The organism is Verrucomicrobiota bacterium (genome assembly GCA_027622555.1).
GTDB lineage: Bacteria > Verrucomicrobiota > Verrucomicrobiia > Opitutales > UBA2995 > UBA2995.
Genome location: JAQBYJ010000038.1, coordinates 1 through 14,841 on the forward strand (window position 1 = coordinate 1; position 14,841 = coordinate 14,841).

At 45.9% G+C, this 14,841-nt stretch carries 15 protein-coding genes; 8 read left to right on the top strand and 7 right to left on the bottom strand.

Annotation, left to right across the window (positions count from 1 at the left end):
* Positions 1–270: 270 nt before the first annotated feature.
* The 7 genes from O3C43_11660 (at position 271) to ribF (ending at position 8,443) form a co-directional block, all read left to right on the top strand.
* Positions 271–1,467 (top strand): DUF2851 family protein, encoded by a 1,197-nt coding sequence (locus O3C43_11660; protein ID MDA1067149.1) that lies wholly within the window; start codon positions 271–273, stop codon positions 1,465–1,467.
* A gap of 130 nt (positions 1,468–1,597) precedes the next feature.
* On the top strand, positions 1,598–2,839 hold the full coding sequence (gene nusA, locus O3C43_11665) for a transcription termination factor NusA (GenBank protein MDA1067150.1): 1,242 nt from the start codon (positions 1,598–1,600) through the stop codon (positions 2,837–2,839).
* Positions 2,840–2,895: 56 nt separating this feature from the next.
* Positions 2,896–5,340 carry a translation initiation factor IF-2 gene (gene infB / locus O3C43_11670; protein MDA1067151.1) on the top strand — a complete coding sequence of 815 codons (2,445 nt, stop codon included), beginning with the start codon at positions 2,896–2,898 and terminating at the stop codon, positions 5,338–5,340.
* Between the two features lie 43 nt (positions 5,341–5,383).
* On the top strand, positions 5,384–5,743 hold the full coding sequence (gene rbfA / locus O3C43_11675) for a 30S ribosome-binding factor RbfA (protein ID MDA1067152.1): 360 nt from the start codon (positions 5,384–5,386) through the stop codon (positions 5,741–5,743).
* 4 nt (positions 5,744–5,747) lie between these two features.
* Complete coding sequence (locus O3C43_11680; GenBank protein MDA1067153.1) at positions 5,748–6,743, top strand: bifunctional oligoribonuclease/PAP phosphatase NrnA; 996 nt, start codon at positions 5,748–5,750, stop codon at positions 6,741–6,743.
* 9 nt (positions 6,744–6,752) lie between these two features.
* Positions 6,753–7,484, top strand: a complete 732-nt coding sequence (truB, locus tag O3C43_11685) for a tRNA pseudouridine(55) synthase TruB (protein ID MDA1067154.1) — start codon at positions 6,753–6,755, stop codon at positions 7,482–7,484.
* A 5-nt stretch (positions 7,485–7,489) separates the two neighbouring features.
* The gene (gene ribF / locus O3C43_11690) at positions 7,490–8,443 is read left to right on the top strand and encodes a riboflavin biosynthesis protein RibF (protein ID MDA1067155.1); all 954 of its coding nucleotides are present in this window, start codon (positions 7,490–7,492) and stop codon (positions 8,441–8,443) included.
* Positions 8,444–8,473: 30 nt separating this feature from the next.
* Here ribF and O3C43_11695 read toward each other — a convergent pair whose 3' ends face one another.
* From O3C43_11695 to O3C43_11725, 7 genes are all read right to left on the bottom strand, one after another.
* Positions 8,474–9,454, bottom strand: coding sequence for a PDZ domain-containing protein (locus tag O3C43_11695; protein MDA1067156.1), 981 nt, complete (start codon positions 9,452–9,454; stop codon positions 8,474–8,476).
* A gap of 20 nt (positions 9,455–9,474) precedes the next feature.
* Entirely contained in the window at positions 9,475–9,960 is a 486-nt protein-coding gene (locus O3C43_11700; GenBank protein ID MDA1067157.1) for a hypothetical protein, read from the bottom strand.
* Positions 9,957–10,460: a sigma-70 family RNA polymerase sigma factor gene (locus tag O3C43_11705; GenBank protein ID MDA1067158.1), complete on the bottom strand. Its 504-nt coding sequence runs from the start codon at positions 10,458–10,460 to the stop codon at positions 9,957–9,959. The genes O3C43_11700 and O3C43_11705 overlap by 4 nt, the downstream gene beginning before the upstream one ends.
* 120 nt (positions 10,461–10,580) lie before the next feature.
* A complete protein-coding gene (locus O3C43_11710; protein MDA1067159.1) occupies positions 10,581–10,802 on the bottom strand; it encodes a DUF4266 domain-containing protein in 222 nt (73 codons plus the stop codon).
* A gap of 2 nt (positions 10,803–10,804) precedes the next feature.
* Positions 10,805–11,296 carry a redoxin domain-containing protein gene (locus tag O3C43_11715; protein ID MDA1067160.1) on the bottom strand — a complete coding sequence of 164 codons (492 nt, stop codon included), beginning with the start codon at positions 11,294–11,296 and terminating at the stop codon, positions 10,805–10,807.
* Positions 11,286–12,278, bottom strand: a complete 993-nt coding sequence (locus O3C43_11720; GenBank protein MDA1067161.1) for an FAD:protein FMN transferase — start codon at positions 12,276–12,278, stop codon at positions 11,286–11,288. The genes O3C43_11715 and O3C43_11720 overlap by 11 nt, the downstream gene beginning before the upstream one ends.
* Positions 12,269–13,435 carry a DUF3570 domain-containing protein gene (locus O3C43_11725; protein ID MDA1067162.1) on the bottom strand — a complete coding sequence of 389 codons (1,167 nt, stop codon included), beginning with the start codon at positions 13,433–13,435 and terminating at the stop codon, positions 12,269–12,271. Before O3C43_11725 ends, O3C43_11720 begins: the two co-directional genes overlap by 10 nt.
* A 198-nt stretch (positions 13,436–13,633) precedes the next feature.
* On the opposite strand from O3C43_11725, the gene O3C43_11730 reads away from it, so the two are divergent.
* Complete coding sequence (locus O3C43_11730; GenBank protein ID MDA1067163.1) at positions 13,634–14,800, top strand: class I SAM-dependent RNA methyltransferase; 1,167 nt, start codon at positions 13,634–13,636, stop codon at positions 14,798–14,800.
* Positions 14,801–14,841: the final 41 nt, after the last annotated feature.

The window sequence follows — 14,841 nt, forward strand, 5'->3', positions numbered from 1 at the left end:
ACGAGTGGTTTGGACCCATTCTCGGAAGTGCTCAAAATCCGGTAAATTCATAATGAGGAGACCTACAAGCAACTGAGGAAACAGAGTTTTATAGAAAAAGCATGTTGTCCGCTTCGATGAATTTCATGAGCTTGTCGAAGTGGCTGTCGCATGACGGCTCGAAGCTTCGTTATCCCGGTTAGCTCTTGTTCAATTATTAGAGTAAAATTTGCTGATACAAATTTTAGATACTTGAACAATGCGTTTTCCGAACTTCATACTGTTCAATTAGTGAAAGTCGAAGTCGTTGCAGAGATCGAAGGAGAATATGGGCCGCTTACTATTTCGGAGCGCATGGTTCAAAAAATTTGGGCCAAAGGAGATTTTCGGAAATCGGATTTAAAAACTCTGGAAGGTGCTCATCTGGAGATTCTGGATTTGGGCCAATGGAATCTCCTGGCTGGCCCGGATTTTAAACAGATTGCGATTAAGGTAAATGGAAAGGTTATTCACGGAGATGGTGAGCTACATTTCTTTGATTCGGATTGGGAGACTCACAACCATGAGTCGGATCCTGCGTTTAAAAATGTGATTTTGCACATTTTGGTATTTCCTCCTAAAATCCGGAAACGTTCTATCCGATGTTCTGTAGAGCACACGTTACTTTTTTTGGACCTTTTGCCTCAAGGTTTGGAAAGTTATGCGGAAGAAGAGGCATTGGGAGCGCTCATTTCTGGTGATGAGACTGCTTTGGAAGAATCTCTTCTGGAATTGGGATTCGATGACCGAATGGCACTTTTGGTAGAATCTGCCGCTAAACGTTGGAAGGCCAAAGTGGACTATGCAAAACGTCGAATTGAAACGCTTGGCTGGGAAGAGGCCTGTCACCAGACTGCGTTGGAAATCATGGGTTACCGGTACAACCGGGCTGCCATGCTTTTTCTGGCGGGTGATTATTCGTTGAGTGCCTTGCGATCGGGAAATTTCTCCGCAGCGGACCTCTACCAGGCGGGGCACGGAAGGTGGCGTACATCAGGCACACGTCCCGCCAATCATCCGCGTCAGCGACTTTTTCAGTATGAAGATTGGATCAATCAACGGCCGCTTTGGCCTTCCGATTTGGAGGACTCACTCAGAGATTTTCCCCAGGTTCCTGATTCTGAGCTTATTAAAACGACCCGTAAGACGCTTGCTTTGGGAAAAATCCGGAGCTTATTGGCAGAAAAGGTGGTTGGCGGTGCAGTCGGCGGAACTCGGATTGAGAACCTCATTTGTGACGGATTTTTGCCTTTGGTGGCCGCTCGCTCGGGGAGGGAGTTATTTTCTTACTGGTACCATTGGTTTCCTGGTGATATTCCATCTGCCTTGAAAAGACTTTTCCAACTAGTGAATAAGGGCTCTCCAAGACGGCATGCTTTATGCAATGGAGCGTTGCAGGGTGCTTTACAGCGGATGATTGAAGTTAGGGCACCAAAACGAAGAAAATAAGCCTTTTATAGTCTCAACCTTTGGATACTTGACATGGGGTTTGTCCGGGTCTAACACTTTCCCCTTTCACACTTTACCAACACTGGGAAGTGGGCTCTTCAGCCCGCTTTTTTTTATCACTATTTATCACATGAGCAGCGAAATTTTATCCGTCCTGGAATATATGGAGAAGGAAAAGGGCATCGATCGAAAAGACATGATCGGCGCCATTTCCCTGGCTATCAAAACCGCGGCCAGCAAAGGTGTAAATGCCGGCCAAGAGCTCAAAGTCGAGATCGACCCTAAGACGGGTGGATTGCACGCATGGATGCTTCTCAATGTGGTTGACTCAATAAGTGATCCAACCACCGAGATTCACATCGAGAAGGCTCGATTGATTGACAAGGAAATGAACCTGGGTGACGTCTTCGAAAAGCCAATTGATCCTGCTTTCCTGGGTCGTATTGCTGCTCAAACTGCCAGACAGGCGATTATGCAGCAAGTCCGTCAATTTGAAAAAGAACGCATTTTCGATGATTACAAGGATTCGATTGGTGACGTGGTTTCCGGAATCGTTCGCCGCCGCGAGCGTAGTGATTTGATTATCGACTTGGGTAAGGCGGAAGCACTTCTTCCTGCCCGTGAAAAAGTACATGGCGAAGATTATGCTCCCGGAGAGCGTATTCGTTGCCTGTTACTGGCCATTGAGCAAACCAACCGTGGACCGGAATTGATTCTTTCACGCGCCCATTCAAAATTTATTCGCCGGCTCATGGAGCTGGAGGTCACGGAAATAACCGATGGAACGGTTGTGATCAAGGCTTTGGCCCGCGAGCCGGGATACCGGACTAAAATTGCGGTCATGAGCAAAGATAAAAAGGTCGACCCGGTAGGAGCTTGTGTAGGAGCCCGCGGAGCACGTGTTAAGAGTATTGTTCGCGAGCTGGGTGGAGAAAAAATTGATATCATTCGTTATTTTGAAGACCCTAAGGAAATGCTGGCGGAAGCACTGAAGCCAGCTGTGCCCCTGAATGTGGAGATCGACGAACGAAACAAACGGATTCACTTTGAAGTTGCAGACCGAGATCTTTCGGTAGCAATCGGTCGTCGCGGACAAAATGCGCGTCTTACATCCCGCCTCATGGGCTGGCGTCTCGACATTAGCAAAGAGAAGATCGCCGGTGGATTCGAAGACCGTAAGGAACGTGCAATTGCCGGGCTTAACCAGATTCCTGGAATTAGCGATGAGCTAGCTAATCGTTTGGTAGCTGTGGGCTTGATCAGTCCTGAAACATTTACAGGTGTTGAGGCATCTGACCTTCTGGATGCCGGGTTTACCCAAGAAGAGGCGGATGAAGTATTAACCAAAGTTAAGGAGTTTCTCTCCCAATAAAATAGAATATTTCTTAGGTCCAAATCCTACTGCCGTTAACTCGGCGGAACAAATATATGAGTGTAAGAATTCACGAAATTTCAAAACAGACAGGCGTTTCCAATAAGGAAATCGTCGATCTGCTGAAGGAAAGGGGATACGCAGTATCTACCGCTTCGAGTGGCATTGATCCCATTTCAGCAGAATCTCTAATCGAAGAGCTCGGGCGGGTTAAAGAGCCTGAAACTGAGGCTGCTGCCCCTGAGCCAACTCCTGCTGCAAAAGAATCAAAGCCCGAGCTTAAGGCCCAGTCCGCTCCTCCATTAAGTGCATTTGTTCGTTCGAAAGCAGATATCGAACGAGAAAAAGAAGAGAAACGCCTGGAAGAAGAGGAGAAACGTAAACCTGCGGCAGTTGCTCCACCACCGCCTCCACCACCAGCACCACGGCCAGCCTCTGTTTCGCCTCCAGCAGCACCGCCAAAGCCGGTACAGGTCGCACCCAAGGCACCACCAGTTTCTCCTCCGTCTGCCTCACCAGCACCTTTATCGCCTCCCCCAGGTCGATCGGCAGCACCTTTTCCTAAAATGGCTTCACCTGAAGCTTTAACACCTCCTCCTCCTTTGTCGCCTCCTCCTGTCGTTGGAGGACCACCACCGACTCCCGGTGTCGACGGACCCATTCCAGTAGAACCTGATCAAACAGAGGGAGGCGAAGGAGAAGCTTCAGACGCGCCAGAAGTCAGTGATGTAAAGATGGTGACGGTAAAACCGCCCATTGTTGTTAAAGAATTTGCATTGGAGATCGGACTAAAACCCTTTAAGCTTATTTCAGAGCTCATGGAGATGGGGATTTTCTCCTCCATGAATCAGGTCATTGAAGAAGAGGTAGCTGTTCGCATCGCCGAACGCCATGGTTTCCTGCTTGAAGTGAAGCATCGTGGTGAAGAAAAACAACCACCTGCCAAAAAGAAAGTTGTTGTAGTTGACCAAAGTAAATTCCAGGAACCGCGTCCGCCCGTCGTTTGTATCTTAGGCCACGTTGACCACGGGAAAACGACGCTGCTTGATTATATCCGCAAAGCAAATGTTGTTGACGATGAGTTTGGTGGGATCACCCAGCATATTGGCGCTTACCAGGTAGAGCATGCTGAAAAGAAAATTACTTTTCTCGATACACCCGGTCACGCCGCATTCTCAAAGATGCGTGAACGGGGTGCACATGTGACAGACATAGTTGTTTTAGTCGTAGCCGCCGATGACGGTTTTATGCCGCAGACGGATGAAGCACTGAAGTTTGCCGAACAATCTGGTGATCCAATTCTTGTTGCGATCAACAAAATTGATTCAAAGGGTGCAGATCTGGACCGTGTGAAAACTCAGATGCAGGAGCGCAACATTGCACCTGAAGACTGGGGTGGCGAAACCATTGCTGTTGCGATGTCCGCAATGAAGGGCCAAAATGTTGAAGAGCTTCTCGATATGATCAATCTCCAGGCGGAGGTGATGGAACTCAAAGCCAGTAAGGTAGGTATAGCCAAAGGAACGGTGATTGAGTCCAAGATGGAAGTTGGCCGTGGTCCTACAGCAACTGTTATAGTTCAGGAAGGTACCTTAAAAGTTGGCGATGCTATCATATGCGGAACCAGTTACGCCAAAATTCGGGCCATGGTGGATGATAATGGTAAGAATATTAAGCAGGCATTACCTTCTACACCTGTGAGCATTCATGGTTGGTCAGATACACCTGCGAGTGGTGGTGAGTTTGAGGTCGTTAAAAATGAAAAAACGGCCAAACAAATTTCTGCGGAGCGTATAATTGAACTAAAGCGTGCGAGCGTTGTTGTTGTTGAAGTTGAAGAAAAACCGGCAACTTTGGAGACGCTTTTTGAGGCGATCGAACAAACACGAAAGAAAGTGTTTAAGGTGGTTGTTAAGTGCGACGTTCATGGATCGATTGAAGCTGTTCGGGAAATACTCAGTACTATCCAAAGTGATAAGATTGACCTGGAAATTATTTCGGCCGATGTTGGTGCCATCAGTAAACAGGATGTAGATCTTGCCAGCACTTCAGATGCTGCAGTGATCGGTTTTAATGTTCGCCTTGAAACAGGTGTGGCATCAATTGCAAAGCATGGTGGTGTAAGCATTATGCAATTCAATATCATCTATCAAATGATTGACGAGTTGAAGTTGGCGATGGCCGATCAGCTCGAACCGGAGCTTTCTGAAAAGAAAATGGGTGGTGCCGAAGTTCGCCAAATATTCCCGGTTGGTCGCTCAACGGCTGCTGGTTGCTTGGTATCCGATGGGCGTATCGCCCGTGATGCACGCGCTCGTGTTTTACGTAAAGGAGAAGAAATCTTCATGGGTAAGATCTCTATGCTGAAACGCTTCAAGGAGGATGTGAATGAGGTTCGCACCGGTTACGAGTGCGGTGTCCAGTTATCGGGCTTCGGGGACTACGAAGAGGGAGATATTATCGAGTGTTTCGAGATTGAGAAGAATCGAGCATCCTTGTAGTGTAAGTAGCTAACTCTTGAATACAATTTAATCACTGCCGGTTATGGGTCAGAGGAATTTAAGAGTTAACGTTTTGGTAAAACAAGAAGTGAGCCAGCTTCTGCACACACGGTATCAAGGGCAGACAGTGTTTATTACGATTACAGATGTTTTGGTCTCCCCCGATCTGCGAAATGGCCGTGTCTATTATGCCGTGATCGGCGGGGAGGAGGAAAAGAAAAAAGCTTCAAGGTTTTTTCATCAAAATGCTCGAGATATTCGCGATCAATTGAGCAAAAATATCGTTTTAAAATATCTCCCATTCCTAACCTACCATTTTGACGATTCCATCGCACGTGGCGTCGAAATTATCGAACTGATTGACCAGGTTACTGACAAAGATTCTCAAAAGGAAAACCTATAGAAAAATGCCTTATTATCCGAATACTTCACCTCAGTTTAAAGCACTGGTAGATTCGCTTGCTGGTAAAAAGATAGCAGTCGTTGGCCATGTTCGGCCAGACGGTGATTGCATCGGCTCTCAGGTAGCCTTGTGTCGTGCCCTGAAGTCCGTTAATGTTGAAGCTGTCTGCGTGAACCAAGACGAAGTTCCTGGGACCCTTGAGTTTTTAATAGAAAATACTCCCTTTTATAGAGGTGCTGATTTCGACTTCGACGGTTGGGATGTCGTAACAGTTGATTGCGCTGATAGAAAACGAATTGGAGTGGATGTAGCTCCCCGCGCACCGAAACCCATTGGTAACATTGATCACCATATCTCCAATACGCTTTATGGTGAAACGAATTTAATTGAAGGAACGTCCTCGGCAACTGGAGAGATCCTGGCCGGATATTTTCTCGATTGTGGTTACGAAATCGATGTGGATACCGCCAATGCTTTATATGTAGGCATTGCTACCGACACGGGACAATTTCGATTTCCTTCCACAACGAAACACACTTTTGATTTAGCAGGCGTTTTGATCGAGCGAGGTGTGGATCTTAATAAGGTGAATCTTGAACTTTATGAGCGTGAAAGTTTTTCACGTCTCGAGTTGATGCAACGGTTTTTACAATCGCTTAAGCTTCATTTCGACGGTCGTGTATGCGTTGGTCTTCTCGAAGATGGTGTTTATGAGGCCGTTGGTGCAAAGACAGAGGACTCGGAAGGACTTGTTGATTTTGCTCGAAGCATCGACGGAGTGGATATCGGTGTCTTGCTTGAGGAGCGATCTGGTATGATTAAGGGTAGTCTTCGAGCCAAAGAGAAAAAATACCGCGTCGATGAAATTGCAAAAGTCTACAAAGGAGGTGGCCACGCAGCTGCCGCGGGTTTAAATTACGAGTCGACGATTGAAGCGTTTTTGCCCGAATTGCTTAAGGCAATTGGAGATCAATTAAAAAAAGTGGATTCAAGTTTATAATAAAGAGACATGGCTCAGGTATTGAATGACTTCGATGGCGTATTGCTGATCGATAAACCTACTGGGATTACTTCCCATGATGTAGTCGATCGGGTTCGTCGAAAATTAAAAATGAAACGTGTGGGGCACGCAGGAACTCTAGACCCGCTTGCTACGGGTCTCTTGATTATTCTAGTCGGAAAAGCGACAAAACTGTCCGCACGCCTTATGGGTTTGGACAAAGAATATGAAGGCACTATTGAGTTTGGGAAAACTTCAGATTCATACGATATTGATGGCGAGATTGTAGATACCAGGGAAGTGCCAGATAGCATCACCTCCGAACGCATCCAGGAAGAAATGAATGCCTATATTGGTGACCAGTACCAAACACCGCCGATGTTTTCGGCAGTAAAAATAAAAGGGGTCCCTCTGTACAAGCACGCTCGAAAGGGAATGGAGGTGCCGCGTGAACCACGGTTTATTCGCGTATCCAGCTATACGCTGAATTCATGGGAAAGTCCGAAAGCAGAATTTTATGTCTACTGCACCAAAGGAACTTATATTCGAAGTCTGGTGCATGATGTTGGACAAAAATTAGGATGTGGCGGCATGCTAATTCAATTGAGACGAACGGCTTCCAATAACCTTACATTAAAGGACTCTGTGACTTTGGAAGACTTTGAAGGCGAATCGCTTTCGCAAATAAGCAAATATCTGATGCCTGGTTATAAGGCACTAACTCCCGAAGCAGAAAGCTGAACGCAGTGTCCCAAAAATTCCCCATCCGGTTTACTGGCTTAAAAGAGACTGCTTTTCCTGCGAAGCCGCTCTTCCTTGCCGTAGGCATGTTTGACGGTGTTCATTTGGGGCATCAGGCAGTTATTGAAACTGCGGTTCAGTCTGCGCAGGCGGCAAATGGCGTGAGTGGCGTATTGACATTTTGGCCACACGCCAGTCGCTTATTCAATCCGAGTGATCCGGTGAAGATGATCATGACTCCGGAAATAAAAGCGGGGGCTCTTGGTGCCCACGATATTGAATACATGATTCAGCAGCCGTTTAATAATGAATTCTCCGCAATAGAGGCTAAAGATTTTATTGCTCACCTTAAGCATCAATTACCCCATCTTCAATCGATTCACGTTGGATCCAATTGGCGCTTCGGAAATAAGAGGCTTGGAGACATTGCGATGTTGGTTGAGTTGGGACGAGCAGCAGGTGTGCATGTGATCAATGTCGAAAGGGTTTTTTATGACGGGGAAGCCATTAGCAGCACACGTATTCGAAAGCATCTTGCTTTAGGCGAAATGGAACTCGCAAATGCTTTGTTGGGTGATGTCTATTTTTCGATCGGACCGGTGGTGCCAGGAAAGAATTTAGGTTCTAAAATTGGTTTTCCAACATTGAATCTGCCTTGGTCTTGCGAATTGAATCCTCCCTATGGTGTATACTTTGTCGATGTTAAGGGAAAAAAGAATGGCAAAACTACTTTGGTAAAAGCTGTAGCCAATTTTGGAATTCGTCCGACTGTTGAGGAAACCAATGAGCCGGTTCTTGAAATCCATGTTCTAGAAGACTTCCCGTTTATAGAGGGGGACGTACTGAAAGTACGTTGGTTTCACTTCCTACGTCCAGAGATGAAATTTGATAGCATAGACTCACTGAAAGCACAGATAGGACGTGATGTTAGTGAGGCCCTAAGATACTGGGATCTTTAAGGACCAGGAAAATTTACCAGCCACAACGGATCAGCTTTCCTTCTCCTTGCTTCCGTAATTTGGGTGGCTTAAGTGAGCTTCATCTTCACCACTGTTAATAATGATGCGGATATTTTCTTTCTTCACGTCTTCCAGGTTTTTCCAATTAAATTCCTTCGGCTCGTTTAGCTGCTTGAGGATTCCTTGCACGTTCTCAGGGAGGTCTTTCATTACGTCATCGACGGGGTAGTCACCTTCGTAAAGGACCTTGGTATCTGTTGAATCTTTCTCGCTGACGACATAATGATTGTTGCCATCGATTGTTTCCATGCTGGCAATTAAGCTACCTTTGTTAATGGAAACTTTTTGCGGACCACGGCCTACCGAAGTTACACGCTTACTCCCATCCTCTTCTTCACGTTCAATTATGATTTCTGGAATAAATTGCAGGGCTTTGTTTCCCATTTCGGCTGCACGTTCTGAAAACTCTTCCATGCGCTCCTGAAAGTCTTCCATATCAAAGTTCAGATTCCATTCACCGAATGAGGGAAAAGGTGGTTTTTGATTAGGTTTTGGAAAAGGAAAATCCCGAGTCCAACCTTGTTGTTCATGCACTTCCTTCTCTCCAAGTTCGACCTTGAGAATTAATTTCTTACTTTTTCGGAGAACTTCAACCTTCACACTATCTCCTGCTTCTTTGGATCGAATGAGCGTGCTCAGTTGCTCCTGGTTGATGATTATCTGGTCGTCTACTTTCAATAAGATATCGTATTGCTGAAGATCCGCTTTTGCCGCTCCAGAATTTTCGGCAACATGGTCGATGGTAAGACCCACGCCGTCAGGTATATCTATGTGGTTTCTTAGCGCTTTACTTACACGGCTCGTCTCCACGCCAAGAAAAGTAACCATTTTTATTTCTTCTTTAGAGGCATCGACTTTCAGTTCGACCGATTGAGCGTATGAATTATTGAGGATCATAAAAAGGCAGCTCAAACTTAGGAAAGCGTGTAAAAGTAATTTGTGGTTTTTCATATAATGTCTTCTGGTTGAAGTTACAACAGGGTGACCGGAACAAAAAGAATCTCTTCTCGCGGAATCTCCATTGTGAATACACTGCCATCGTTTTTATCCAACATGGTCAAAGTATCGATAAACTGGTAGCGAAGCTTGCGGACCGGATCATGTCCGTCCGTGAAAACGATCCCATCGTCAAAGGCTTTCATCAGGCGTTGTTCCGCCTCCAGAGGGATATATGAATTCTTGGCAACTGGCTGGGAAATTTGAGTTGATTCTGACCGAGATGCGGCATTGCCAGAATCTACGTCGTTGGATGTCCTCGAAATTGAAATAGCAAAAACAAAGATCAAGCAGGCTGCAGTGGCTAAAGCTATCCCAGGCCAAAACCGTACTAAAGATATTGTATGGGTCGATTGCGGTTCTTCCAGAGCGCTTTCTATTTTTGTCTTAAGTGCTTCGCTGGGAGCAGCAGGTTTTAAAAGACCTAACTCCTTTTCAATTTCTTCGTAGAATCTTTTCATATCAGTGATGGAGTAATTTCCTTTTTTAAATGTTCCAAGGCGTAGCGGTAGCGGGATGCAGCCGTGTTGAGCGAGACATCCAGGATGTTTGCAATTTCCTGAAATGTAAGTTCTCCCCAGATTTTGAGTACAACAACCTCCTGTTGGTCTTGGGAAAGTTGCTGAATGGCATCTTCGAGTAAGGTATTTCTTTCCTGAACTTCCAAACGTCTTTCAAATAGTTCCAATTCGCTTTCCCTATCTTCGAAAACTTTGTGTTCCCGGATTTTTCTACGATTGTTTGACCGAGCATGATCGATAGCCGTTGTTCTGACTGCCGCGTAGAAAAGGGATTTATTGATGGAGCCATTATGGCCATAGGTTTTCCAGATTTTAATAAATGCTTCTTGAACTATATCTTCGGCTTCTGAAAGGAATCCTGTTTGCTGCCTGGCGAAAAGCAGGAGCGAAGGACCCCATTCCTTGAAGTAGTGTTGCCACGTTGCGGATTCTGCAGCCATGAAGTGAATTTACCTATGAAACGCTACGGTAGCGCCAATTTGTCTGGATTACAAAAAAAAGTCCTCATGAAGAGGACTTTTTTTTGAAAGGGATGTTTCCTGGAAAAGTTTTATGGCTGTTTAGTTGCAGCCGCAACCTCCGCCGCCGATTCCTGCTCCGCCGTGAGAGGCTTCTCTCGTATAATTGACGTGTTCTGCCATGGTAATGTCCAGAGGATCACGTTCGCTCATCATTGAATACTGTGCCAGGTTTCCTTTTTCCCAAGGTTCGACAGATTCACAGCCCCAGAAGCCCATGCCCATAAGTCCTAAGATCGAAATTTTTATCAGATTCGTTTTCATGATTATTCTGCTAGTAAGGATTTAATTTCTTCGCGGTAGGCGTCGATGGTTTTCTTGCCTCCGTATCCTTTGTGGATGGAACGGATGATTCCCTGTTTATCCACCATTATTGAAGTTGGCATGACTTCAATTTCTGCGGCGCGAACGAATTGTTTCTCTGCATCAAAAACGAGGGGAAATGTGACGGCGGATTTGTCAGCAAATGTTTTGTAGGCTTTTTCCGTGCTATCGACACTGACAGCCAAAATAACAAATCCCGCATCTTTCATTTCCTTATAGAGCTCGTCCATGGCGGGAAAGGACGCCTTACACGGGGCACACCAGGATGCCCAGAAATCTATCAGAACTACTTTGCCTTCGAGGTCGGGCAGTTCACCGGATAATCCGAAGGTTGTGAGATCGGGTAAGGTATCCGATTCAGCGAGTTTTGCCTGAACGCCTGCGCTGAAAAGAGAGAAGCCAATGAGGGCAATAATTGGGAGTTTAAATTCCATTAACCATGTATTGATGTATCGCATATGAATCTAGACGTTTGAATTCGGTATGTATTGTGGCTTCAGCCCCAAAAAATGTATTAATGAGTTCCAGTCCTTCAACTTCGCCTAGCAAACAAGCGGCGGTAGCAAGGATTCCGGCTTCCGTGCAAGTTCGTGCTACGACTGTTGTATGACGTACTTTATTGGCGATTGGGTAGCCTTTTCGATGATCGATCATGTGGCCGTAACGTTTTCCATCTAACTCAAAGAATCGCCGGTAATCCCCCGAGCTCGCTACACATAGGTCAGTTAAGGCCAGGCTACCCCAGCAGGTGCCGGGTTTGCCAGGATCCTCGATTCCAACATGCCAGTGGGTATACTTTGGAGGCTTCCCGAGAGCAGCAATATCGCCTCCGAAATTTATAAGAACATCGGTTATTCCATAATCACGGGCGATTAGTGAAACCCTATCGACTGCGTATTCTTTACCAATGCCGCCAAGGTCCAGGCCCATACCTGTTTGGGTGAGTCGGATTTTTCCAGGAGCTCTTTCAACCTTGTCCCAGCCAACAAGAGCCTTGGCTGTTTCGATTTCTTCTTTATCGGGGATTCGTGGTGTTTCGGCTTTGTAATCCCAAAGTTTCATAACCGGTAAACTCGTTGGGTCGAAGAGCCCTTGGGTAATGAAATGAAATTGATTGCACAGGTCGAAGAGAGCTTCTGCCTCCAAATCAATGTCCACCCATTCTTTACCTGCAGCTCGATTGATTTTGCTGATCAAGCTATCTTCCTGGTAGCGGGAGTAAGTGTGTTCGAATGCTTTAACCCAATGAAGGGCTGTCTCTTTAAATTGTGTGGCTTGTTTTGGGTCGTTGCTTCGAAACTGAATCTCGCAGGGGCAACCCATTGCTTTGAAGCGCAGCTTGAACAATCCTTTTTCAAGATTGTCCGTTGAAATACTCTCAATCCCAAGATTGGGCTTCGTTTGTTTTAAAACCACCAGCGTCCTCCTATGGTAATTATGTCCGCATCACTATAAGCACTTTGGTGGGTTATACCATCCAGGCCTTTCATTTCGTAGCGGTTGTATTTCACATTAAACTCAAGGTTATCCAGGGCGAACCAGACCAGCTTTGCGCCATAGGTTACCGTCTCCATTTTTGACAGTCTGTGATCCGATGAATAATAAGGACCTGTTCCGCTGAGACCGCGTTTTGGAATGATCGAAGTTTGATCAAGATCGTAATGATAGAATTGGGCGGCCGATTGTTTATAGTAACGGTAATTGGGCCGAAAAATCACTTTGTCCGACAACTTTTGAAACCACTCTACCGAAACGGTATGAGAATCAATCCCGGCATCGTCCGAAAAATATCTGTAGGATGTTTGCGTGCTGGCTTTGAGTTTTTCGAAGTCTCGCAAGACTTCGGTAAAGAAAATCCATTTCTCACGAGAGCGGGGACGATTTTCTGGAAACCGAATCGGGAGAAAAAAGTCTGGTAGAATTTCAACGCTTTTGAGGACGATTTTGTAAGGGTCTGCCAGGTAACCGTTCTCTTGACCGTAGGCAATATTCGCTCTGACGACTGTGGATGGATCAAGAACTTGAGAGACTCCAAAAAATAAATCGTGTGAGGTCTTGATTTCCGGGTCTCTCAGAGTGGGTGCGGTGAGCTCGTCGTCCAACAGCGAGTATCCCACCTGGAGGGTCGTATTGTTTTTGTTGAGTTCTCGCTTGTAGCTAGCAGTACCTCCTTGGGAAATGTAGTCGCTTTCATCACTATAGCTGAGTTCGAAAGTAAAAGCGTTATCGCCCTTCTTGTGCTCTATATTAACTACTGCGGATTTACGTCTATCCTCCAGTTCCTCCAGGGGGACCTGATCCGGATCACTCTCTTGAATGGGTTCCCCGGTTGGGGTCGAACCGGTGATAGTGTCTACCAAGCCCACAACGCTGACAGTCGTGTTTACTCCAAGGTCCTTTTCTACCCGCAAGTAATGAGCTTCTACCCTAATGCGGTCATTGTCTTCTTGATATTCCTCGTATTTGCGTGTGATTGAATCTTCTCCCAGGATTAGTTTAGGAGCGCTGAAGAGTAAATATAACGCCAATAAGAGGCAATGGAACTGATTCTTTAAATACGATTTAGCTGACATTTGGCATATCGGGCGAGGTAACTTGGAAAATCGAGTTGGTAATATTATCCATTTGAATGGCGGGAATCAAAAAGTATCAGTTTCGATACCTAAAGCTTCAATTTATTCTCATTTAGTTGATTCTTGCTTAAGAAAGTGGCGATTTAGGACGTTTCTGCTTGGATAGACGCGATTGTTCTGTGCTTTTACTGACTTTTTATGTCGACCAATACAATTCTTATCACCTGTCCCAAGCGTGGAACCGCTTATTTGGAGGAAGAACTGAAAACCCTCGATTATCCTGTAATCAAGGTAGTGGATGCGGGCGTTTTTACTGAAGGAACCTTGGAAGACTGTTGGCGACTCAATTTGCAGATTCGAACCGGTTTGCGTATTTTGTTTCAAATCGCCGAGTTTGAAGCTGAAGATTCCGAAGCACTCTACAGTGAGGCTCTAAAGGTAAAATGGAACCAATGGATTGCTGATGATGGTTATGTTTGTGTGATCAGTTCGGTTTTAAATCCTTCGATCGACAATACGCAGTTTGCCAGAATGAAGCTGAAGGATGCTGTGGTGGACCAGATTCGTAGTGTAACAGGAAGTCGTCCTGATTCTGGCCCCGACCAAAATAAAACCGTTCTATTCCTATATTGGCGCGAATCGCAGGTGATTCTTTATTTCGATACTTCGGGTCGTCCTCTAAGTAACCGTGGTTATCGCGTTCATCCCTGGAAGGCACCGGTGCGTGAGACTCTGGCTGCAGCGATGATATCTGCGACCCGCTGGGATCAAAATTCTCATTTTGTTAATCCCATGTGCGGAAGCGGAACGATTGCCATTGAAGCGGCACTCATGGCACTGGGTCGACCTCCGGGTTTTTTGCGTGACAATTTTGGGTTCATGCATTTGTTGCCTTTCGATAAAGCGGCGTATCAAAAAGTTCGCGATTCCATTCCTTCGGCTACTCGTAAAAAGCTGCCCTTTTTGATTCAGGCATCAGACTTGGACCCCGATGCAGTTGAGGCAGCAAGGCACAACGCTAAATTGGCTGGTGTGGATCACGTCATCCAATTTTCGGTTTCTGACTTCCGTGACCTCGACCTTCCAGACGCACCAGGCGTTGTCGTAATGAATCCTGAATACGGTGAGCGTTTGGGAGCAGAAAAGGAGTTGGTTTCTTTTTATCGGGAGATTGGCGATTTCTTTAAGAAGAAAGCAGCCGGATATTGGGCCTACGTTTTTACAGGGAATCCAGGTCTTGGGAAGCGTATCGGGCTACGAACTACCCGAAGGATCGAGTTTTACAATGGCCCGATCGATTGTCGACTAATGGAGTTCGAACTTTATTCCGGGACAAAGAGAACCTCGTTTAGACCAGAAGATTAGGATTGGGCACGCTTGGGTTGCACGTTTTCAACCATGCTCAA

What these genes read in the sequence shown, in the direction of transcription:
- O3C43_11710 (MDA1067159.1), bottom strand. Translation starts at nt 10,802, where the DNA reads ATGAAAACGAATCTGATAAAAATTTCGATCTTAGGACTTATGGGCATG.
- O3C43_11705 (MDA1067158.1), bottom strand. Translation starts at nt 10,460, where the DNA reads ATGGCTGCAGAATCCGCAACGTGGCAACACTACTTCAAGGAATGGGGT.
- O3C43_11700 (MDA1067157.1), bottom strand. Translation starts at nt 9,960, where the DNA reads ATGAAAAGATTCTACGAAGAAATTGAAAAGGAGTTAGGTCTTTTAAAA.
- rbfA (MDA1067152.1), top strand. Translation starts at nt 5,384, where the DNA reads ATGGGTCAGAGGAATTTAAGAGTTAACGTTTTGGTAAAACAAGAAGTG.
- nusA (MDA1067150.1), top strand. Translation starts at nt 1,598, where the DNA reads ATGAGCAGCGAAATTTTATCCGTCCTGGAATATATGGAGAAGGAAAAG.
- infB (MDA1067151.1), top strand. Translation starts at nt 2,896, where the DNA reads ATGAGTGTAAGAATTCACGAAATTTCAAAACAGACAGGCGTTTCCAAT.
- O3C43_11725 (MDA1067162.1), bottom strand. Translation starts at nt 13,435, where the DNA reads ATGTCAGCTAAATCGTATTTAAAGAATCAGTTCCATTGCCTCTTATTG.
- O3C43_11715 (MDA1067160.1), bottom strand. Translation starts at nt 11,296, where the DNA reads ATGGAATTTAAACTCCCAATTATTGCCCTCATTGGCTTCTCTCTTTTC.
- O3C43_11730 (MDA1067163.1), top strand. Translation starts at nt 13,634, where the DNA reads ATGTCGACCAATACAATTCTTATCACCTGTCCCAAGCGTGGAACCGCT.
- O3C43_11680 (MDA1067153.1), top strand. Translation starts at nt 5,748, where the DNA reads ATGCCTTATTATCCGAATACTTCACCTCAGTTTAAAGCACTGGTAGAT.
- truB (MDA1067154.1), top strand. Translation starts at nt 6,753, where the DNA reads ATGGCTCAGGTATTGAATGACTTCGATGGCGTATTGCTGATCGATAAA.
- O3C43_11695 (MDA1067156.1), bottom strand. Translation starts at nt 9,454, where the DNA reads ATGAAAAACCACAAATTACTTTTACACGCTTTCCTAAGTTTGAGCTGC.